The organism is Frigoribacterium sp. ME-P-080 (assembly GCF_030209595.1).
In the GTDB taxonomy this organism is placed as follows: Bacteria; Actinomycetota; Actinomycetes; order Actinomycetales; family Microbacteriaceae; genus Frigoribacterium.
In genome coordinates this window covers 156,719-176,809 of record NZ_JARVRR010000010.1, presented here as the reverse complement: position 1 = coordinate 176,809, position 20,091 = coordinate 156,719, and the positions used below count along the sequence as shown (strand labels likewise).

16 protein-coding genes are annotated in these 20,091 nt (G+C 71.8%); 7 read left to right on the top strand and 9 right to left on the bottom strand.

The features are described from left to right. Nucleotides 1-23: 23 nt before the first annotated feature. From QRN23_RS14980 to QRN23_RS14965, 4 genes are read right to left on the bottom strand one after another with little or no spacing between them, the layout of a single operon-like run. On the bottom strand, nucleotides 24-1,754 hold the full coding sequence (locus QRN23_RS14980) for a dipeptide ABC transporter ATP-binding protein (RefSeq protein ID WP_285063973.1): 1,731 nt from the start codon (nucleotides 1,752-1,754) through the stop codon (nucleotides 24-26). After that, nucleotides 1,751-2,647 (bottom strand): ABC transporter permease, encoded by an 897-nt coding sequence (locus QRN23_RS14975; protein ID WP_502874823.1) that lies wholly within the window; start codon nucleotides 2,645-2,647, stop codon nucleotides 1,751-1,753. The genes QRN23_RS14980 and QRN23_RS14975 overlap by 4 nt, the downstream gene beginning before the upstream one ends. Further along, nucleotides 2,644-3,594: an ABC transporter permease gene (locus QRN23_RS14970; protein WP_285063972.1), complete on the bottom strand. Its 951-nt coding sequence runs from the start codon at nucleotides 3,592-3,594 to the stop codon at nucleotides 2,644-2,646. Before QRN23_RS14970 ends, QRN23_RS14975 begins: the two co-directional genes overlap by 4 nt. A gap of 4 nt (nucleotides 3,595-3,598) precedes the next feature. Beyond that, nucleotides 3,599-5,236: an ABC transporter substrate-binding protein gene (locus QRN23_RS14965; protein WP_285063971.1), complete on the bottom strand. Its 1,638-nt coding sequence runs from the start codon at nucleotides 5,234-5,236 to the stop codon at nucleotides 3,599-3,601. A 116-nt stretch (nucleotides 5,237-5,352) separates the two neighbouring features. Between QRN23_RS14965 and QRN23_RS14960 the strand changes: the two genes are divergently transcribed. Continuing rightward, the gene (locus QRN23_RS14960; protein WP_285063970.1) at nucleotides 5,353-5,985 is read left to right on the top strand and encodes a TetR/AcrR family transcriptional regulator; all 633 of its coding nucleotides are present in this window, start codon (nucleotides 5,353-5,355) and stop codon (nucleotides 5,983-5,985) included. Here the strand turns inward: QRN23_RS14960 and QRN23_RS14955 are convergent. Further along, nucleotides 5,982-6,491 (bottom strand): GtrA family protein, encoded by a 510-nt coding sequence (locus QRN23_RS14955; protein ID WP_056048350.1) that lies wholly within the window; start codon nucleotides 6,489-6,491, stop codon nucleotides 5,982-5,984. The genes QRN23_RS14960 and QRN23_RS14955 overlap by 4 nt on opposite strands. 285 nt (nucleotides 6,492-6,776) lie before the next feature. Here QRN23_RS14955 and QRN23_RS14950 point away from each other — a divergent pair, with 285 nt between their 5' ends. Then, complete coding sequence (locus QRN23_RS14950; RefSeq protein ID WP_285063969.1) at nucleotides 6,777-8,012, top strand: LAETG motif-containing sortase-dependent surface protein; 1,236 nt, start codon at nucleotides 6,777-6,779, stop codon at nucleotides 8,010-8,012. Between the two features lie 15 nt (nucleotides 8,013-8,027). Here QRN23_RS14950 and QRN23_RS14945 read toward each other — a convergent pair whose 3' ends face one another. Continuing rightward, on the bottom strand, nucleotides 8,028-9,008 hold the full coding sequence (locus tag QRN23_RS14945; protein ID WP_123571849.1) for a cation diffusion facilitator family transporter: 981 nt from the start codon (nucleotides 9,006-9,008) through the stop codon (nucleotides 8,028-8,030). Nucleotides 9,009-9,334: 326 nt separating this feature from the next. Between QRN23_RS14945 and ileS the strand changes: the two genes are divergently transcribed. The 4 genes from ileS to ndk all read left to right on the top strand — a co-directional run bounded on the left by ileS (nucleotide 9,335) and on the right by ndk (nucleotide 14,968). Then, nucleotides 9,335-12,628: an isoleucine--tRNA ligase gene (gene ileS, locus QRN23_RS14940; RefSeq protein WP_285063968.1), complete on the top strand. Its 3,294-nt coding sequence runs from the start codon at nucleotides 9,335-9,337 to the stop codon at nucleotides 12,626-12,628. Then, nucleotides 12,625-14,031, top strand: coding sequence for a bifunctional folylpolyglutamate synthase/dihydrofolate synthase (locus tag QRN23_RS14935; protein ID WP_285063967.1), 1,407 nt, complete (start codon nucleotides 12,625-12,627; stop codon nucleotides 14,029-14,031). The genes ileS and QRN23_RS14935 overlap by 4 nt, the downstream gene beginning before the upstream one ends. Continuing rightward, nucleotides 14,028-14,462 carry a DUF4233 domain-containing protein gene (locus QRN23_RS14930; RefSeq protein ID WP_285063966.1) on the top strand — a complete coding sequence of 145 codons (435 nt, stop codon included), beginning with the start codon at nucleotides 14,028-14,030 and terminating at the stop codon, nucleotides 14,460-14,462. Before QRN23_RS14935 ends, QRN23_RS14930 begins: the two co-directional genes overlap by 4 nt. Nucleotides 14,463-14,551: 89 nt before the next feature. Beyond that, nucleotides 14,552-14,968: a nucleoside-diphosphate kinase gene (gene ndk, locus QRN23_RS14925; RefSeq protein ID WP_056048334.1), complete on the top strand. Its 417-nt coding sequence runs from the start codon at nucleotides 14,552-14,554 to the stop codon at nucleotides 14,966-14,968. Nucleotides 14,969-15,061: 93 nt separating this feature from the next. Here ndk and QRN23_RS14920 read toward each other — a convergent pair whose 3' ends face one another. From QRN23_RS14920 to QRN23_RS14910, 3 genes are all read right to left on the bottom strand, one after another. Continuing rightward, the gene (locus tag QRN23_RS14920; protein WP_285063965.1) at nucleotides 15,062-15,985 is read right to left on the bottom strand and encodes a DsbA family protein; all 924 of its coding nucleotides are present in this window, start codon (nucleotides 15,983-15,985) and stop codon (nucleotides 15,062-15,064) included. Nucleotides 15,986-16,112: 127 nt separating this feature from the next. Next, a complete protein-coding gene (locus QRN23_RS14915; protein WP_233568524.1) occupies nucleotides 16,113-16,742 on the bottom strand; it encodes a vitamin K epoxide reductase family protein in 630 nt (209 codons plus the stop codon). A gap of 106 nt (nucleotides 16,743-16,848) precedes the next feature. Further along, complete coding sequence (locus tag QRN23_RS14910) at nucleotides 16,849-17,031, bottom strand: hypothetical protein (RefSeq protein ID WP_056048330.1); 183 nt, start codon at nucleotides 17,029-17,031, stop codon at nucleotides 16,849-16,851. Between the two features lie 323 nt (nucleotides 17,032-17,354). Between QRN23_RS14910 and QRN23_RS14905 the strand changes: the two genes are divergently transcribed. Further along, entirely contained in the window at nucleotides 17,355-20,090 is a 2,736-nt protein-coding gene (locus tag QRN23_RS14905) for an Rne/Rng family ribonuclease (protein WP_350224706.1), read from the top strand. The last annotated feature ends 1 nt before the right edge of the window (nucleotide 20,091 follow it).

Here is a 20,091-nt window from a genome sequence, read left to right as displayed (position 1 = left end):
GCCCGGCTAGGGGCAGGGGCCGGCTAGGGGCGGGCGGCGAGCAGGGCGCGGGTGTGGGCGTGCTGCGGCGCGGAGAACACGTCGGCCGTGCGGCCCTGCTCGACGACCCGGCCCTCGTGCATCACGGCCACGCGATCGGACATGTGCTCGACGACGTCCAGGTCGTGCGAGATGAAGACGTAGGCGAGCCCGTCCTGTCGCTGCAGTTCGTCGAGGAGGTCGAGCACCTGGGCCTGGACCGAGACGTCGAGGGCCGAGACCGGCTCGTCGCAGACGATCACGCGGGGCCTCGGGGCCAGCGCGCGCGCGATCGCCACCCGCTGCCGCTGTCCGCCCGACAGGGTGTCGGGCCGCCGCGTCACCGTGTCGGCGTCGAGTCCGACCCGTGCCAGCAGGGCGACGACGTCGGGCTCGACGGGACCGAGGCGCGTGCTGCGGCCCGACGTCAGCGCGTCGGCCAGCAGACGGCCGACCGTGAACCGGGGGTCGAACGAGCTCGAGGGGTCCTGGTAGACGGCGCCGAGGTCGCCGCGGCGGGGACGACGGTCGCGCTCGCGGGCCGGGGCCCAGGACGTGCCGAGCAGGTCGACCGTCCCGGCGTCGGGGTCGTCGAGGCCGAGCAGCAGGCGGGCCGTCGTCGTCTTGCCCGAGCCCGACGCGCCGACGAGGCCGAGCGTCTCGCCGGCCCCGAGCGAGAGCGAGACGTCGTCCACGGCGACCCGGTCGGGCCCCCGGCGCCCCGGGAAGACCCGGCGCAGGCCCGTCGCCAGGAGGACGGGGCCGGACGGGGGAGTCGTCGCCGCGACCGGCGTCGACGGGCCGGGAGCGCCTCCTGGGCCGGGCGCGTCGGAGGTGACCGGCGTCGTCGACGCGGGCGCGCCTCCTGCGTCCGCGCCGTCGGAGGTCGTGGGGGCGGAGAGGCGGCGACCCCGCGGGGCCCCTCCCGGCAGGGCGGCGATGAGCATGCGCGTGTAGTCGGCCTGCGGCGAGTCGAGCACGGTCGCCGTGTCACCCTGCTCGACGACGTGCCCGTCGCGCATCACGACCACGCGGTCGGCCAGGCGCCGGACGACCCCGAGGTCGTGACTGATCGCGAGGACGGCCGTGCCCGTGTCGCGCAGGGCGGCGAGTCGGTCGACGACGAGACGCTGCACCTCGGCGTCGAGGGCGGTGGTGGGCTCGTCGGCGACGATCACGCCGGGTCGCAGGGCGAGGGCCGCGGCGATGAGCGCCCGCTGCCGCAGTCCGCCCGACAGCTCGCCCGACCGCAGCCCCCGGCGCACGTCGGGGTCGGGCATGCCGACCTCGGTGAGGGCCTCCCGCACGCGGGCTCGGCGGGCGGCCGGCGAGAGTCGCGTGTGCAGTCGTAGCGCGTCGTCGATCTCGCGGCCGACCGGGCGCAGGGGGTCGAGCGAGACCAGGGCGTCCTGCAGCACGAGTCCGATGCGCGGTCCCCGCAGCCGACGCCAGCCCCGTTCGGACAGGGTGAGCAGGTCGTCGTCACCGAGCCGCAGGGCGTCGGCCGTCACGGTGCCACCGGTCAGCCCGAGCAGGGCCCGCGCGGTCACGCTCTTGCCCGAGCCGGACTCGCCGACCAGGGCCACGCATTCGCCGCGACCCATCGAGAACGACACGTCGTCGACGGCCGTCACCCCACCGAAGGTGACATGCAGGCGGTCGACGACCAGGTCGTCCGAGGAGGCGCGGTGCCGGTCGCGGGGAGCGGCGCCGGTCGCCAGCGGGTCCGTGGTCATCGTCGTCCTCCTCGTCCGCGTCGTGCGAGACCTCGGCCCAGCACGGTGGCCGACGCGGCCGTCACCACGACGGCGAGCCCCGGGAAGACGGTCATCCACCAGGCGACCGCGAGGTACGTGCGCCCGGCCGAGAGCATCGCGCCCCACTCGGGTGCCGGGGGTGGCGACCCCAGCCCGAGGTAGCTCAGCGACGAGGCCCAGACCACGGCCTGACCGAGGCCCAGCGTGGCGAGCACGACCACGGGGGCGAGGGCGTTCGGCAGCACGTGACGCACGAGGACGAGCCCGGGGCGACGGCCGAGCACGGTCGCGGCCTCGACCATCGGCGACCGGCGGACGGCCGCCACCTGGCTGCGGACGATCCGCGCGTACCCCGGCGCGGTCGCGAGGCCGACGGCGATCGTCGCCGGCACGGCCCCCGGCCCGGTGAAGGCGATGACGACGAGCGCCAGCAAGAGGCCGGGCAGGGCGAAGAGCACCTCGAGGACGCGGCTCACGCCGGCGTCGGTCGCGCGGCCGACGAGGCCGCGACCGCCGAGGCCCGCCAGGACGCCGAGGACCACGCCGAGTCCCGTCCCGATCATCGTGGCGACGAGGCCGATCGTCAGCGAGGCACCGGCTCCGTGGACGACGCGGGTCCACACGCCTCGCCCCGACTCGTCGGTGCCGAACGGGTGCGCGAGCGACGGACCGGCGAACGCGTCGGTCGGCGACACGGCGAGCGGGTCGGCGGGGGCCAACAGGCCCGGTGCGACCGCCATCACGACCAGCAGCGAGAGCAGTGCGGCCGCCGCGAGTTCGGTCGGGCCGAGCGGCAGGCGCCGCCGGGTGGTGCGGGACGAGGAGGCGCGGGCCGGGTCGGCACCCCGGGGCAGGTCGGGCAGCGCCGTCATGCCGCGCGTCCTCTCGGGTCGACCGCGCGTTCGGCCAGGTCGCCGAGCGCGACCACGACGACGTAGGCGAGCGCGGAGACCAGGGCGACGCCGGTCACGAGCGGGATGTCGCGCAGCGTGACCGCGCCGAGCAGGGTGCGACCGAGACCCGGGCGGGCGAAGACCGACTCGACCACGACCGCGCCGCTGAGCAACGAGCCGAAGGCCCAGCCCGACAGGGCGAGCCCGGGCAGCGCCGCGTGTCGGAGCAGGTGGCGGACGAAGAGTCCCGACGGGCCCTCGCCCCGGGCACGTGCCGAGAGGGCGAACGGGGTGGCCGCCGCGTCGAGCAGCGAGTCGCGGGTGACCTGCCCGAGGAACCCGGCGACGGGGATCGCCAGGGTGACGACCGGCAGGACGAGTCCCGCGGGGGTTCCCGTGCTCACCGGGGGCAGCAGCCCGAGCCGGGTGCTGAAGACGAGGATGAGCAGACTCGCCAGCCAGAAGTGCGGCACGGCCGAGGCGACGACCTCGAGACCCGACGACACCGCGGAGGCGATCCGGCCGCCGAGGGTCGCCCACCAGGCCGTCACGATCGCGATCGACCAGGCCACCACCAGGGCGAGGAGCGCGAGACCGATCGTGCCCGGCAACTGGTCGAGCAGCAACCGGCCGACGTCGGTCCGCAGCGAGTACGACGTCCCGAGGTCGCCCGTGGCGAGCCGTCCGAGCTGCGCGAGGTACTGCACGAACAACGGCTGGTCCAGGCCGTATTGCCGACGGACGGAGTCGAGGGCCTCGGCCGAGGCCTGCGACCCCGGACCGCCGAGGATCGCCTCGGCCGGGTCGCCCGGGACGAGCCGGATGGCGAAGAAGATCAGCGTCGCGACGGCCCAGAGCACGAAGAGCGCGCCGAGCAGGCGGCCGACGAGCCACCGACCCGCCCGTCGCCACCGCCCCGGACGCACTCGATCAGCTCGTCTTGTAGGCGTCGTACATCGTCGGTGCCTGGACCGTCGGCAGGGCCCGGACGCCCTGGACGGCCGAGCGCACCAGGTAGTGGTTCTGCTGGTCGTACAGCGGCAGGACGTGCCATCCCTCGAGGATGGTCTGCTGGGCCTGCTGGTAGAGGTCGGCGCGCTCGTCGGCGTCGCTCGTCCGGGAGGCGCGGGTCAACAGGTCGTCGAGGGCCGGGTCGCTCGTCTGCGAGAGGTTGGCGAAGTAGCCGCTCGGGGCGGGGGTGATGCCGTCGCTGTCGTAGAGGATGCGCAGCACGTCGGGGCCGACCTTCGTGTAGGGCGCGCTCACCAGGTCGTACTCGTTCGCCGCGAGGGCGCCGTACCAGCTCGAGAGGTCGAGGGGTTCGAGGGTGACGTCGAAGCCCAGGTCTTTCGCGCCGGCCTGGACCTGCTCGAACAGCGACTGCTCGGCGGGGATCGACTGGTTCGTGCTCACGGGGAAGGTCGCGGCGAGTCGCACGCCGTCCTTCGTGCGGTACCCGTCCGCGTCGCGGGTGGTCCACCCCGCCTCGTCGAGCAGGTCGTTCGCCGCGTCGGTGTCGACGTCGAAGAGCGACTCGTCGGAGAACGCCAGGGGCTCGACGCTCGACAGCGGACTGTACGACCGCTTCGCCGTGCCGAAGAACAGCGAGTCGATGCCCGAGTCGACGTCGACACCGCGGATGAACGCCTCGCGGACGCTCGCGTCGTCGAAGGGCGCCTTGCCGGCGTTGAGCTCGATGCGGTTGGAGGCGCCGGGGCGCGGGGCGTCGATCTCGTCGAGCGAGTCGTCCTTCGCCGCGGCGACGAGGGTGTCGGGCTGGGCGTTGTCGATCACGTCGACCTGGCCGGCCTGCAGCGCGGCGTAGCGGGACGCCGAGTCGGGGATGAAGCGCCAGACGACCTCGTCGAGGTGGGCGGGCCCCTGGTGCCCGGCATCGGCCGGCGGCGAGCTGTAGTCGTCGTTGCGGGTGAGCACGACCTGTTGCTGCTTGGTCCACGACTCGACCGCGAACGGGCCGGTGCCGACCGGTGACTCGCAGTTGACCTCCTGGCTCCGGGTCAGGGCCTCGGGTGACTCCATCGCGAGCCAGGGCTGTGAGAGGGACTCGAGCAGGGCGCTGTCGGGCTCGCTCAGGTCGAAGCGTGCCGTGCGCGCGTCGACCGCCTCGACGCCGGTGACCTTCCCGAGGGCGAGGTACCCGGTCGACGACAGCGTCGCGGGGTCCTGCAGATGGGCGACGTTGGCCGCCACGGCGGTGGCGTCGAAGGGGGTGCCGTCGGTGAACGAGACGCCGTCCTTGAGCGTGAAGGTCCAGCTGAGGCCGTCGGAGCCCTCTTGCCACGAGTCGGCCAGCCACGGGACGATGTCGCCGTTGGCGTCCTTCGAGACGAGCGACTCGAGGTACTGCGTCGTCACGAGTGCCTGCGGGTAGTTGCCGCCGACGTGGGGGTCGAGGCAGGTCGGCTCGGCGTCGCCCGAGGCGTAGGTCAGCGTCCCCCCGGCGACCGGGGTGGACGAGGTGTCGGGGTCGCCCCCGCTCGTGCAGCCGGCGAGCACGAGGCTCGCGACGGCGGTGGCGGCGATCAGGACGGGCAGGCGGCTGCGCATGGGGCTCCGGGGGAGTGACGGGACGTCGGGTGGGATCCGACGACGCCGAGACGAGGAGGCATTCGTGGACCGGGTGCAACAAGTGCGCCGTCGAGTCTAGCGGCATGATGGTGGCCATGTCAGATGGACCAGACGCCACCCGCCCTCGGCGGCCGGTCGGCCGACCTCGCCGCTCGTCCGCCGAGATGCTGGCGGACGCCGCGGCCGAGTTGTTCCTCGAGAACGGCTACGCCGGGACGACCGTCGACGACATCGCCCGTCGGGCCGGCGTCAGCCGTGGCACGTTCTTCAACTACTTCGAGGCCAAGTCCGACCTCTTCTGGCTCGACCTCGACCAGAGCCTCGCCGATCTCGGCGACCTCCTGCGCGCCTCCTCCGAGCTGTCGCCGGTCCGCGCGGTCGAGGCCGCACTCGTCGCGCTCGCCGAGGCCCACGACCCCGAGCGCGTGCCCTGGGCCCTGACCCAGTCCGAGGCGATGGCCCTCGGCGACGACCTCGTCGCCTCGGCCGCGGTCCGGTTCGTGCGTCAGCAGGGGGCGGTCGCATCGTACGTGGCCGAGCGGTCGGGGCGGGATCGGTCGGATCTCGCGGCACAGGTGATCGGTTCGACGTTGATCGCGGCGGCGGCGGCCGCCATCGCGAACTGGGCGCGTGCCGGGGTGTCGCGCGGCCCCCTCGGGCCGGTGGTCGCGGCGGCCGTGGGCCCCGTCTCGGACGGACTCGACGCCCGGGAGGCGCGCTCGGCCTAGACCGTCGGCGTCGGTGACGTCGACGGGGACGTGGGCGAGAGGACGTCCACGAGCTCGGCGCGCTTCGGGAAGACCCACTTGTTCATCGCCCAGTACCGGAACACCATGGCGAGCATGGTGCCGATGATCGGCCCGCTGACGAAGTCGGCGATCTCTTGCGTGGTGCGCGAGACGTTAGGCACCTCGAGGCCGAATCCGTAGCGCGAGAGGTAGAGCGGCGCGGAGTTGAGGCCGACCCCGATGACGCTGACGATGACGAAGAGCAACATCTCGTGGGCGGTGTGACGCTCGCCCCGGTCGTCGAACGACCACTTCTTGTTCATCCAGTACGAGAAGACCGTCGCGACGATGATGCCCAGCGCGAGGGCGGTGACGGGGTGCTGAGGGATGACGAACAGCTTGAGCCCGTAGTTGATCACCATGGTGATCACGAAGCCGATGCCCCCGACGACGAGGAACCTCGCCGCGGAAGGGTGCTCTCTGATGAGCTTGATGACTGCTTGCACTGCATCACGGTAGCCGAGGGCGCGATGAAGCGGCTGAAAGCGACCACGGGATGCGTCACAAATCACCCCCCGAACGAGAGGGTGAGCCCGTGCAGCGCCGAAGGGTTGAGGGCGGCTCACTCTTGCGGATGACTTCTCGTCACGGCCTGGTCACGGCGTGAGGATCCGTCGCCCCCAGTGGCTAACGTCGTGCTCGTCGGACCGGATCACCGGGACGGCGACCGGTCGCCCCGGGGTGGGTCAGGGCGACCGGTCCACCCTGACTCACTGAAGAGGACACCACTCATGAAGAAGACCGTGTCGACCGCCACCGCGCTGTCGACGGCCATCGTCATCGCCCTGGGGGGCATCGCGCTGAGCGGACAGGCGGCGTCTGCGGCGTCGGTTCCCGGGAGCGTCGAGGCGCAAGTCGCGACCGCCTCGCCCCGATCGGTGGGGGAACCCCAGGACGGACAGGGAAGCACGGAGCAGCCCGTTGCCACGGCCGGGCCATCGGCCGAGCCGGTCGACCAGGCCGCTCCGGTAGAGGGAGCCGCTCCGGTGGACGAGGCCGCTCCGGTGGACGAGGCCGCTCCGGTGGACGAGGCCGCTCCGGTGGATGAGACCGCTCCGGTGGACGAGGCCGCTCCGGTGGATGACGGGGCGCCCCTTGCTGCGCAGGCCGAGGCGTTTTCGCTCGTGAGCCCGGTCGAAGGCGCGGTGTACCCGACGCTCGGCTACGAACTGGTCATCGACACGACGGAGGACTCGATCGCCGTCGTCGTGTACGACGGGGCCGGACAGCCGATCGTCAACGAGCCCACGGTCGCGGGACCGCGTATGACGCAGACGATCTACCTGCCCGACGAGGCGCCGGCCGATCAGGCGATCACGGTCGTGGTGTCGGACGCGCGAGGGGCCCTGCTCGGATACGAGACACGGAACTTCCGGATCGACGTCCCGACGTCCCCGGCCGTGACGGTGAGCACGCCCCGAACCGGTGCGATCGTGACGGCAGACTCCGAGTACCCGGGTCTGGGTATGTTCGCGATCGCCGGAACGGGCGTCCCCGGATCGGCCATCGCCTTCACGGTCGAAGCCTTGAGCGGTCAAGAGGGGTGGGGTCACGACTACGACCCACCCCGCGTCGGCGCCGACGGTACCTACCGCTTCTTGGAGGTCCTGCCTCACGGGTCGTGGCGGCTGCTCGTGAGTCAGTACGTGCCTCGCGGTGACGGCCTGGCCGGTCTCGAGGGTCCGCCGTTCAGCCGCATGTCCGTACCCGTCGTGGTGGAATTCGCACTGGTCGCTCCGGCTGCGACGGCTCCGGAGGTGCCACCGGTCGCTCCCGCCGTCATCCCGGTCGTCTCGCGGCCCGTGAACCCGGTCGGCGTGGATGTCGTCCCCGTGGCGCACCGCTCCGACCTCGCCTACACGGGCTCCTCCGAGACGACTCCGTGGGCGGGTCTCGCCGGCATGGTCCTCGTGGGTCTGGGGGCGGCGACCGTCCTCGTCACGCGGCGCCGCGCCTCCCGGGGCTGATCCGCAGCGCGGCCGTCAGCGACGAGCCGGGTCGGACGCCCTCCGGGGCGTCAGGCTCGGCTCGTCCGGCGTCGAGAGGGTGAGCACGGCCTCCTCGACGGCGTCGTGGTCCTCGAGCTGCCGCTCGACGCGGCGCAGGGCGACGGCGACGTGCTCTTCGCGGTCGTCGCCCGTCATGTCGACGGCGGCGACCAGGTAGAGCCGGCCCGGACCGACGAACTCGGTGTGCAGGTAGGTGACCCGCTCGATCTCGGGGCGCGCGAGCAGACGTTCGAGCACGGTCGACTCGAGCTCGTCCGAGGGGCTCTCGCCGACGAGGAACCGCCGGTTGCGGTCGATCAGCACCAACGCGACCACCCCCAGGAGCACGCCGACGGCGATGGACCCGATCGCGTCGAACACCGCCGAGCCGGTGACCTGGTGCAGGAAGATCCCGAGGAAGGCGATCAGCAGGCCGATCAGGGCCGCCGCGTCCTCGGCGAACACCGCCCGCAGGGTCGAGTTCGAACTGCGCAGCACGTGCCGCAGCGTCGGCACCTGCCGTTCGGCCGCCGATCCGCGGGCCTGACGGAACGCCTGCAGGAAGGACGTGCCCTCGAGCACGAAGGCGATGGCCAGCACGACGTAGTTGATCAGGTAGTTCTCGGCCTCCTCGTCGGCGGTCAGCTGGGAGATGCCGTGCTGGATGGACACGACGGCGCCGACGGTGAACAGGCCGAACGCGGCGAACATCGACCAGACGTAGGTCTCCTTCCCGTAGCCGAGGGGATGCGCGTCGTCCCGTCGCTTGACGCCCCGTTTGTCGGCGACGAAGAGGAAGATCTCGTTGCCCGTGTCCGCCCACGAGTGCGCGGACTCCGCCACCATCGACGCGGAACCGGTGAGGAAGGCGGCGACCGTCTTGGCGACGGCGATCAGCAGGTTGGCGACGAACGCCACGATCACGGTGACCGTGCTCTCTGGCTTGACCGGGGGGTCGGACGGGGTGGAGGACATGGCCTCGATCCTGCTCCTCGGGACGGCCTCGCGCCTCCTCGGCTCTGACGGTAGGATCGAGCACGCATCGATCCGGCCATCACCGGGGAGCACCCGGAAGAAAGCGAGCGGCGGGCCCAGGCCCGGTGGTCGTCGGTAGAACCGGGCGGGGCAGGCCCGTCACAGCCGCAGCAGAGCGGTCGCGGTCGCCGTCCGAGAGGACGACGACGGCGGCAAGCGGGGTGGTACCGCGCCACCCGGGTCAGGCACCCGGACGGCGTCCTCGTGGTCAGAAGGTCCCTCGGCCAGCGCAGCGGGGGCGACCCACCGCACGACCTGGAGAACCGATGACCTACCCCAAGGGTTCCGACGCCACCGGCGTCCCCGCCTCCCCGCGATTCCCCGAGATCGAGACCGGCGTCCTCGCCTTCTGGAAGCGCGACGACACCTTCGCCGAGTCGATCCGTGCACGCGAGGGTTGCGACGAGTGGGTCTTCTACGACGGCCCGCCGTTCGCCAACGGCCTGCCGCACTACGGACACCTCCTGACGGGCTACGCCAAGGACGTCTTCCCGCGGTACCAGACCATGCGCGGCAAGCAGGTGCACCGCCGCTTCGGCTGGGACACCCACGGCCTGCCCGCCGAGCTCGAGGCGATGCGTCAGCTCGGGCTGACCGAGAAGCACGAGATCGACGACATGGGCATCGACGTGTTCAACGCCGCCGCCCGCCGATCGGTGCTGCAGTACACCGACGAATGGCAGCGGTACGTCACCCGCCAGGCGCGCTGGGTCGACTTCGACCACGACTACAAGACCCTCGACGTCGACTACATGGAGAGCGTCGTCTGGGCCTTCAAGCAGCTGCACGACAAGGGACTCGCCTACGAGGGCTTCCGTGTGCTGCCCTATTGCTGGCACGACCAGACCCCCTTGTCCAACCACGAACTGCGCATGGACGACGACGTCTACAAGAACCGTCAGGACCAGACGGTCACCGTCGCCTTCCCCCTCGTCGGCGCCAAGGCCGAGGCGCTCGGCCTGACCGGCGTCGAGGCGCTGGCCTGGACGACCACCCCGTGGACCCTCCCGACCAACATGGCGCTGGCCGTGGGACCGGCCATCGACTACGTCACCGTGCCCCACGCCCTCCTGCCGGGCGAGCGCACCGGCGACCAAGAGCTGTTGACCGGCAGCGTGTTCCTGCTCGCGGCCGACACGCTCGGCGCCTACGCGCGCGACCTGGGCTACGAGTCCGCCGAGTCCGCCCAGGCCGCCGTCACCGCGACCTTCACCGGCGCCGAGCTCGAGGGCGTCGAGTACGACCGCATCTGGGACGTCTACGCCGACACCGAGGCCTGGGGCACCGAGAACGCCTGGCGCGTGCTGGTCGCCGACTACGTCGCCACCGGCGAGGGCACCGGCATCGTGCACCAGGCCCCTGCCTACGGCGAGGACGACCAGCTGGTCTGCGCCGCCGCGGGCATCCCCGTGATCGTCTCGGTCGACGACGGTGGGCGCTTCCTGCCGATGTTCGACGAGCTGGGGGTCGCCGGTCTCCAGGTCTTCGAGGCCAACAAGCCGTTGGTGCAGCGCCTCCGCGCCGACGGTCGCCTGGTGCGCCTCGCCAGCTACGAGCACAGCTACCCGCACTGCTGGCGCTGCCGCAACCCCCTGATCTACAAGGCGGTGTCGAGCTGGTTCGTGCGCGTCACCGAGTTCCGCGACCGCATGGGCGAGCTGAACCAGCAGATCACCTGGGTGCCCGACAACGTCAAGGACGGCCAGTTCGGCAAGTGGGTCGGCAACGCCCGCGACTGGTCGATCTCGCGCAACCGCTACTGGGGTTCACCGATCCCGGTGTGGAAGAGCGACGACCCCGCCTACCCGCGCGTCGACGTCTACGGCTCGCTGGCCGAGATGGAGGCCGACTTCGGCCGCCTGCCGCTCAACGCCGACGGCGAGCCCGACCTGCACCGCCCCTACATCGACGAGCTCACCCGACCGAACCCCGACGACCCGACCGGGCAGAGCACGATGCGCCGCATCGAGGACGTCCTCGACGTCTGGTTCGACAGCGGCTCGATGCCGTTCGCACAGGTGCACTACCCGTTCGAGAACCAGCAGTGGTTCGACGAGCACAGCCCTGCCGACTTCATCGTCGAGTACATCGGCCAGACCCGTGGCTGGTTCTACACGCTGCACACGCTCTCCACCGCGTTGTTCGACCGCCCGGCCTTCTCGAACGTGGTCAGCCACGGCATCGTGCTCGGCTCCGACGGTCAGAAGATGTCGAAGAGCCTGCGCAACTACCCCGACGTCAGCGAGGTCTTCGACCGCGACGGGGCCGACGCCATGCGCTGGTTCCTCATGTCGAGTTCGGTGATCCGCGGCGGCAACCTCGTCGTCACCGAGGAGGGCATCCGCGAGGGCGTCCGGCAGTTCCTGCTGCCGCTCTGGAGCACCTGGTACTTCTTCTCGCTCTACGCCAACGCGGCGTCCGGAGGCGCGGGTCGTCACGCCGCCCCCGGTTACGACGCGCAGTGGCGAACCGACTCGGGCGACGTCCTCGACCGCTACCTGCTGGCGAAGACGCGCCTCCTGGTCACGGACGTCGAGGCGGCCCTCGACGCCCTCGACACGCCGCGGGCCACCGCGACGCTGCGCGACTTCGCCGACGTCCTGACCAACTGGTACGTCCGACGCTCGCGTGACCGGTTCTGGTCGGGCGACGACGTCGACGCCTTCGACACCCTCTTCACGGTGCTCGAGACCCTCACCCGGGTCGCGGCCCCGCTCGCGCCCCTCGTCGCGGACGAGATCTACAAGGGACTCACCGGGGGTCGCTCGGTGCACCTGACCGACTGGCCCGACGCCTCGGCGTTCCCGGCCGACGACGCCCTCGTGGCCGCGATGGACGCCGTTCGCGCGGTCGCGTCGAGCGGCCTGGCGCTGCGCAAGGCCCAGGGGCTGCGCGTCCGCCTGCCGTTGGCCCGTCTGACCGTCGTCACGCCCGACCCCGCGGGCCTTGAGGCGTTCGCCGACATCGTGCGCGACGAGCTCAACGTCAAGCAGGTCGTCGTGACCCGCCTGACCGAGGAGAGCCTCGGAGAATACGGCGTCACCCGCAAGCTCACCGTCAACGCCCGGGCGGCCGGTCCGCGCATCGGGAAGCAGGTGCAGCAGGTCATCCCGGCGGCGAAGAGGGGCGACTGGCAGCCCGCGGGCGAGAACGTCGTCGTCGGCGGCGTCGAGTTGCTGCCCGGCGAGTTCACGCTCGAGCTGGCCGTCGCCGACGCGTCGAGCGCTCTCGCCTTCGTCGGCGACGGCGGCTTCGTGCTGCTCGACACCGCGACCACGCCCGAGCTCGAGGCCGAGGGCCTGGCCCGCGACGTCGTGCGTGCCGTGCAGCAGGCCCGGAAGACCGCCGACCTCGACGTGTCCGACCGCATCGTGACGACGCTCACGACCGACGCCGTCGCGGCGGTCGCCGTCGAGGCCCACCGTGAGCTGATCTCCCGCGAGACCCTGACCACCGAGCTGATCGTCGACGTCCAGGAGGGCGTCGGCGAGCGGCCCGAGAAGACCGTCGTCGGATCGGGCTCCGGCTCGGCCGTCGTCGTGGAGGTACGACGCGCATGACCCCGAAGAAGAACGACCGTCAGGGCGACCCCGCCGACGAGCAGGGAGGCGAGTTCTCGGCCGGCGCGCAGCGCGTCCACGACGAGCTGCTGGCACGCATCGGCGAGCAGGCGCCGCAGCCGCGGCTCGAGCCGACCCGGCGGGCCGTCGAGCTGTTGGGCGACCCGCAGCGGGCCTACCCGGTGATCCACCTCACCGGCACGAACGGCAAGACGTCGACCAGCCGGATGATCGAGAGCATCCTGCGGGCGCACGGCCTGCGCACCGGGCTCATGACGAGCCCGCACCTCGTGCACCTCAACGAGCGCATCGTGGTCGACGGCGAGCCGATCAGCGACGAGCGCCTGGTCGCCAACTGGGACGACATCCAGCCCTACCTGACCATGGTCGACACCGATCTCGAAGCGTCGGGGGAGCCCACCCTGACCTTCTTCGAGGCCCTGACGGTGCTCGCCTTCGCCTGCTTCGCCGACGCTCCCGCCGACGTGGTCGTGCTGGAGGTCGGCATGGGGGGCGAATGGGACAGCACGAACGTGGCCGACGGCCAGGTCGCCGTCTTCACCCCCATCGCCCTCGACCACCAGAACCGTCTCGGCTCGACCGTGGCCGAGATCGCCCGCACCAAGGCCGGGATCGTCAAGCCCACGGCCGCCGTGGTCTCGGCGTCGCAGACCCCCGAGGCCCTGGTCGAACTCGAACGCGCCGTCGAGTTGAGCGAGGGGTCGCTCGCGGTCGAGGGCACCGCCTTCGGCGTCGAGTCCACCACCGTCGCCGTCGGCGGCCAGGTCGTCACGATCCGCGGGCTCGCGGGCCGGTACGACGACCTGCTCCTGCCGCAGTTCGGTGACCACCAGGCCCAGAACGCCGCCGTCGCGGTCGCGGCCGTCGAGTCCTTCCTCGGCGGCGGGTCGCAGCCGCTCGACCACGAGGTGCTCGCCGAGGGACTCGCGAGTGCGACGTCGCCCGGCCGCCTGCAGATCGTCGCCAACGAGCCGACGATCCTGGTCGACGCGGCGCACAACCCGCACGGCGCCCGCGCCCTGGCCAAGGCCCTCGACGACTACTTCCAGTTCGGCGGCGTCGTCGCGGTGCTCAGCGTGTTGGCCGACAAGGACGCCGCGGGCATCGTCCGCGCCCTGGCGCCCACGGTCACCCAGTTCGTCGTGACGAGCTCGAAGTCCGACCGGGCGATCGACGCCGACGAGCTCGCCGCCATCGCGGTGGGCGTCGTGGGTGCCGACCGCGTCGTCGTCGAGACCGACCTCGTGGCGGCCCTGCGCACGGCGCGCGACCTGGCCGACGAGGTCGAGGGCGACGAGCCCGGCGGCGTCGTCGTGACGGGGTCGATCACGCTGGTCGGCGACGTCATCGCCCTCTCGCAGCAGCCCGAGGGGCTCTCGTGACGACGCCACCGCCTCCCGCCGGAGCCGGAGCCGGAGCCGGAGCCGGCGGGCGCGCGCCGCGCCCCCGTCGACGTCGTGGGGCGGCCGAGAGCCTGCTCTCGATCGTCCTCGTGCTCGAGGCCATGACGCTGTTCTTCGTCACCCTCGTGGTCTTCGGGCGGCAGTTGCTGCCGGCCGGCGTCGCCTGGGGCGGAGGCCTCGCCGCGATCGTCCTGACGCTGCTGATCTCGCAGACCCTGCGCTGGCGGTGGGGCGTCGCCCTCGGCTGGCTCGTCCAGCTGGGTCTCGTGGCCTGTGGGTTCCTCGATCCGGTCATGTTCGTCGTGGCCGCCTTGTTCGTGGCCATCTGGACCTACTGCCTCGTCAAGGGCACACAGCTCGACCGCATGAACGCCGCCCGGCTGCGCGACGCGCCCGGTGACGTGGCCTGAGCCGACACCCACCGACCCGTCCTCCGGGCGCCCGCCCGCGAGCCATCCGCCACCCACCGAGCCATCCGCCACCCACCGAAAGAGGAGCAATGTCCGATCTCGAAGAAACCCTCGTCCTCGTCAAGCCCGACGGCGTCGCCCGCGGCCTGACCGGCGAGATCCTGCGCCGCATCGAGGCCAAGGGGTACTCGCTCGTCGACGTCCGCCTCGTGCAGGCCGACCGCGACCTGCTCGCGAAGCACTACGAGGAGCACGTGGGCAAGCCGTTCTACGAGCCCCTCGTCGAGTTCATGCAGAGCGGCCCGACCGTCGCGCTGCGCATCGCGGGCGACGCCGTCATCGCGGGCTTCCGCTCGCTCGCCGGCACGACCGACCCGACGACCGCGGCCCCCGGAACGATCCGTGGCGACCTCGGCCGCGACTGGGGCCTGAAGGTCCAGCAGAACCTGGTGCACGGCAGCGACAGCCCCGAGAGCGCCACGCGCGAGCTGGCCCTCTGGTTCTGAGCCGCCGACCGGCGTGACGCCGGAGACCACCGAGCCCGCGCCTCCTGAGTCCATCAGGAGGCGCGGGCTCGGTCGTGTCGACGGGTCGCGTCGTCAGGGGGCCGGCGTCGCCGTCGAGCCCTCGGTGTCGCCCGTGCTGGTGTCACCGGTCGGGGCGCCGTTCTGCACCTCGGCGACGAACTGCGCGAAGGTGCTCGCGTCGGTCAACGAGCCCTGGTACTGCTGGCCGTTCACCAGGACGAGCGGGGTGCTCGCGAGCTTGTCGAGCGACGAGTTCGGGATCGGGTCGTTCAACGCCCGCTGGGTGGCCGAGGCGACCCAGTCCTCGAAGTCGCCCGCCTTGATGCACGACGGGATCTGGTCGTCGGTCGCCCCGGCACCCTGCACCAGGGTGACGAGCTCGTCGTTCGTCAGGCCCCGGGTGTTCTCCTCGGGTTGCTGCGCGAACAGGGCGGTGTTGACGTCGAGCGCCTTGTCGGGCTCGTGGTTCGCGACGCAGGCGAAGGCGTTGGCGGCCCGCGTCGAGTACCGGCTGCCCTGCGAGGCGTTGTCGAGGAACCCGATGGGGTGGATCGCCAAGGTGGCGGCACCGCTCGAGACGGCTTCGTCGAGCTGCTGGGCGTTCGTCGTGTCGAACTGGCCGCAGAACGGGCACATGTAGTCGAGGTAGACCACGATCGACGGCACGTCGCCCGAGGCGCTCGGGGCCGGGGTCGGGGTCGCGTCGGCGGCGAGGGCGCCACTCGGCACGGCGGTCACCGCCCCGTTCGAGCCCTCGAGCACCAGGCCGTCGCTCGCCATGTTCGCAGGGCCGGGACCGGCCGGCTTGATCGACTGCGTGATGACGAGCGCGACGATCGCGAGCACCGCCACGACGCCCACGACCAGGCCGCCCTGCAGGAGCCACTTGTTGCGTCGTCGACGTCGGGCCTCGGCCTCGCGCGTGACGCGGGCCTTCTCGCGGGCTGCTTCTCGGCGTTCCTTCTTGCTGGCGGGGGAGTCGGTGGGTGGCGTCATCAGTCCTCGTCGTGGCTCGGGGGTCGTCGGTCAAGACTGGCGAGGCCGACCCTGATTCGGCTGGGAGCGACCTGAGTGCGACTGACGGGGCGGGTGGGCCCGAGCCGGGGACGCGAGGAGGCGCGGCTCACCCGAACAGCGTCGGCAGCAGCAACGGGAACACGACGACGATGGTCGTGGCGACGACGATGTAGTTGAGCACCGGCAGCACCCACGAGTAGGGGAGGAAGCGTGCCGCCGCACGTCGGAGCGGCCCGTCGGGGACGGTTACGCCGCGAGCCGCGCCCCACACCGTGAAGACCCAGAACAGCGGGATGGTGAAGAGCCAGACGAGCATGCACCACGGGCAGAGCGCGCCGATGACGAACACGGTCTGGGTGAAGAGCCAGGTGATGAAGATCCAGGCGAGCAGCAGCCCGAGGTTGAAGGCCAGCCAGAACCACCGGGCGAAGCGCGCACCGGCGAGCAGGCCCAGGCCCACCGCCACGGGGGCCGCGAAGCCGATCAGGCCGAGGATCGGGTTGGGGAAGCCGAAGAGCGAGGCCTGCCAGCTGTTGATGACGGGTGAGCAGCCCACGAACGGGTTGACGTCGCAGCCGAGCGCCGCGCCCGGGTTCTCGAGCAGTCGGAACTTGTCGAGGGTCAGGGCGAAGGCCCCCACGAGTCCGCCGAGACCGGCGACGACGAGCAGCACGGCCGCGACGAACGGGGTGCGGCCGGTGGGCAGGGTCACGGCCCGAGGCGTCTCGACGGTCACGTCCAGCAGTATCGCACGGGCCGTCGGGGCGTCCGCTTTGACCCCGGACCGACGTGGGCGTGCGATAATCGAGCCAGTCGTGGGGCCCAGGCCCCGAGATCCAGGCTTACCGGGCAGTGCCGGCCGTCGTCGTCACGCGAGAGATCGCGTGGTCGACCAGGTCGAGCGGAATCCGGGCCAGAGCGCAGGCGCTCATCGTCGGATGGCCAGTTCCGAACCAGCAAGGCGACACGAAGAACAGCACGTCGACGAACGACATCGAGGGCGACGACCGCAGGTCGGTCGACACCCCCGGGTGACCGAACGTGACGTGTCCGACAAGGCGCGCCGTGAGAGGGCGCGGTGGTCAGGGGCAGGTGCCACGTCACCGCCCGGCCACGACACGAGAATTCCTGCCGACGGCATGGCCTCGGCGGGGCGAGGAGCGCACCGCAAGTGGTGAACGACAACACAGACAACGACGGACGTCCGAAGAAGAGAAGGGGATTGTTCGCAGGCCTCAGGGCTCGCCAGGCGGCGGTCGACGCCGCCCCGGCGACGGCCCCCGCCAGGCAGCAGGCAGCACTCCCTTCACCCGTCCGGACGACAGACGACGCCCAGGAGGCATCACCCGTGACCCACGAGACCGAGACCACCGACGAGCAGGTCGCGGCCCAGGCCCCGACCTCCCAGCAGAGCGAGACCGACGCCGTCGCCGAGGCGTTCGTCGCCGCGGCGACCCAGCCGTCACGGGCCGCCGACGCGACGGCCGACGACGAGACGACCGACGGGGCGTCGCCGATCCCGGCGAACCTCACGACGACGTCGTTGATCTTCCACGCACCCGAGATCACCGTCCTTCCGGCCCGCCCCGGTCGACGACAGCGCGACGACCGTGACGACCGGTACGACCGCGACGACTCGTGGGACGACGACCCCGAGGGCGACGACGACGACCGCGACGACCGTGACGACCGCGACGACCGCGAGCAGCAGCCCGCCTCGCGTCGCCGCCAGCGCGGCCGCTCGCAGGACCGCGAGGAGCGCGACTCCGAGCCCCGTGGTCGCGACCGCGACCGTGCCCCGCGTCAGGCCGAGCTCATCACCGAGCCGCAGCGCATCAAGGGCTCCACGCGTCTCGAGGCGAAGAAGCAGCGTCGTCGCGACGGCCGGGACGCCGGACGCCGTCGCACCGTCATCACCGAGGCCGAGTTCCTCGCCCGTCGCGAGAGCGTCGACCGCAAGATGATCGTCCGCTCGTCGGGCGACCGCATCGAGATCGGCGTCATGGAGGACGGCACCCTGGCCGAGCACTACGTCGCCAAGGCGCAGAACGTGTCGTTGATCGGCAACGTCTACCTCGGTCGCGTCCAGAACGTGCTGCCCAGCATGGAGGCCGCCTTCGTCGACATCGGACGCGGTCGGAACGCCGTGCTCTACTCGGGCGAGGTCGACTGGGACTCCCTGTCGACGGGCAACCAGCCCCGTCGCATCGAGCTGGCCCTCAAGCCCGGTGACCGCGTGCTCGTCCAGGTCACCAAGGACCCCGTCGGCCACAAGGGCGCCCGTCTCACGAGCCAGATCTCGCTGCCGGGCCGCTACCTCGTCTACGTGCCCAACGGCTCGATGAACGGCATCAGCCGCAAGCTGCCCGACACCGAGCGCGCGCGTCTGAAGAAGATCCTCAAAGAGGCCCTGCCGGAGAACACCGGTGTCATCGTGCGCACGGCGGCCGAGGGCGCGACCGAAGAGCAGCTGACCCTCGACGTCAAGCGCCTCACCAACCAGTGGGCCGACATCGAGAAGAAGGTCGCGGCGGGCAACGCCCCGAACCAGCTGCACTCCGAGCCCGACCTGCTGATCAAGATCGTGCGCGACGTCTTCAACGAGGACTTCCACGAGATGGTCATCGACGGCGACGAGGCGTTCGAGACGCTGCAGTCGTACCTCTCGGCCGTGGCGCCCGACCTCATGGACCGCGTCAAGCGCTACGAGGGCGACAAGGACGCGTTCGACGAGTACCGCCTCAACGAGCAGATCGAGAAGGCGCTCGACCGCAAGGTCTGGCTGCCCTCGGGCGGTTCCCTCGTCATCGACCGCACCGAGGCGATGACCGTCGTCGACGTCAACACCGGCAAGTTCGTCGGTTCCGGCGGAAACCTCGAAGAGACGGTCACGAAGAACAACCTCGAGGCCGCCGAAGAGATCGTCCGTCAGCTGCGCCTCCGCGACATCGGCGGCATCATCGTCGTCGACTTCATCGACATGGTGCTCGAGTCCAACCGTGACCTCGTGCTGCGTCGCCTGGTCGAGTGCCTCAGCCGCGACCGCACCAAGCACCAGGTGGCCGAGGTCACGTCGCTCGGGCTCGTCCAGATGACGCGCAAGAAGCTGGGCCTCGGCCTGGCCGAGTCGTTCTCCGAGGCCGGCAGCGCCGCGCGCGTCCAAGAACAGCAGCCCCGCAAGGGCGGCCAGCAGGGCGACCGCCGACGTGGCGGCCAGGCCGGCGGGTCCGGCAAGTCGGGCGGCAACGGCCACAACACGGGCGCCGGTGCCGGCACCGCGCCGCAGTCCGGTCGCGGCGGCCCCTCGGCGCCGACCGGTGGGGCTCACCCCACGACGGGTACGCACGCCATCACCGACGACGTGAAGAACGCCCTCTCGCGCATCGCGGCGAGCACCATCGCCCATGCCGAAGAAGGCGGCGCCAAGGACGACGGCGCGGCCAGCCAGGCCGCCGCGGCGGTCGAGGCCGCCATCGACGCCGCCGCCGCGAGTGCCACGAAGGCCGAGCCGGCCGCCGAGGCAGCCGGTGACCAGGCCGACGAAGGCCGTCGCGGGCGTTCGGGCCGCAAGGGCCGCCGTGGATCGTCACGTGCCGCGCGCGAGACCGGCGAGGACGCCGCCGAGTCGGCTCCTGCCGAGTCGTCGCCCGCCGAGTCCGCTCCTGCCGACTCGACCGCCGGTGTGATCGAGGTCCCCGCGGCCGCCCCGGCCGAGCGGTCGGCTCCGGCCGCCGCCGTGGCCGCACCCGTCGACGAGCCCACGGAGGCGCCGGTCGCCAAGGCCACGGAGCGTCGCCGGTCGTCGGCCACGGTCTCGACCCCGGACGCCACGGTCGCGATCCTCGACATCCCCGTCGCGACCACGCGTCGCGAGCCGCGTCGCATCAGCAGCCAGGACGCCGAGCAGCTGCTCGACTCGGTGCTGGGTGCGCTGCCCGAGCCGAAGCAGCCCGGGCAGGGGCGTTCGCGTTCGCGCCGCGCCTCCAGCCAGGGCACGACCGCAGCGGCTCCGGCCGAGCCGACGACGACCGGCGAGTCCGGTCCGTTCATCCTCGGCGTGGGGGTCAGCTCCGACGATCTGTAGG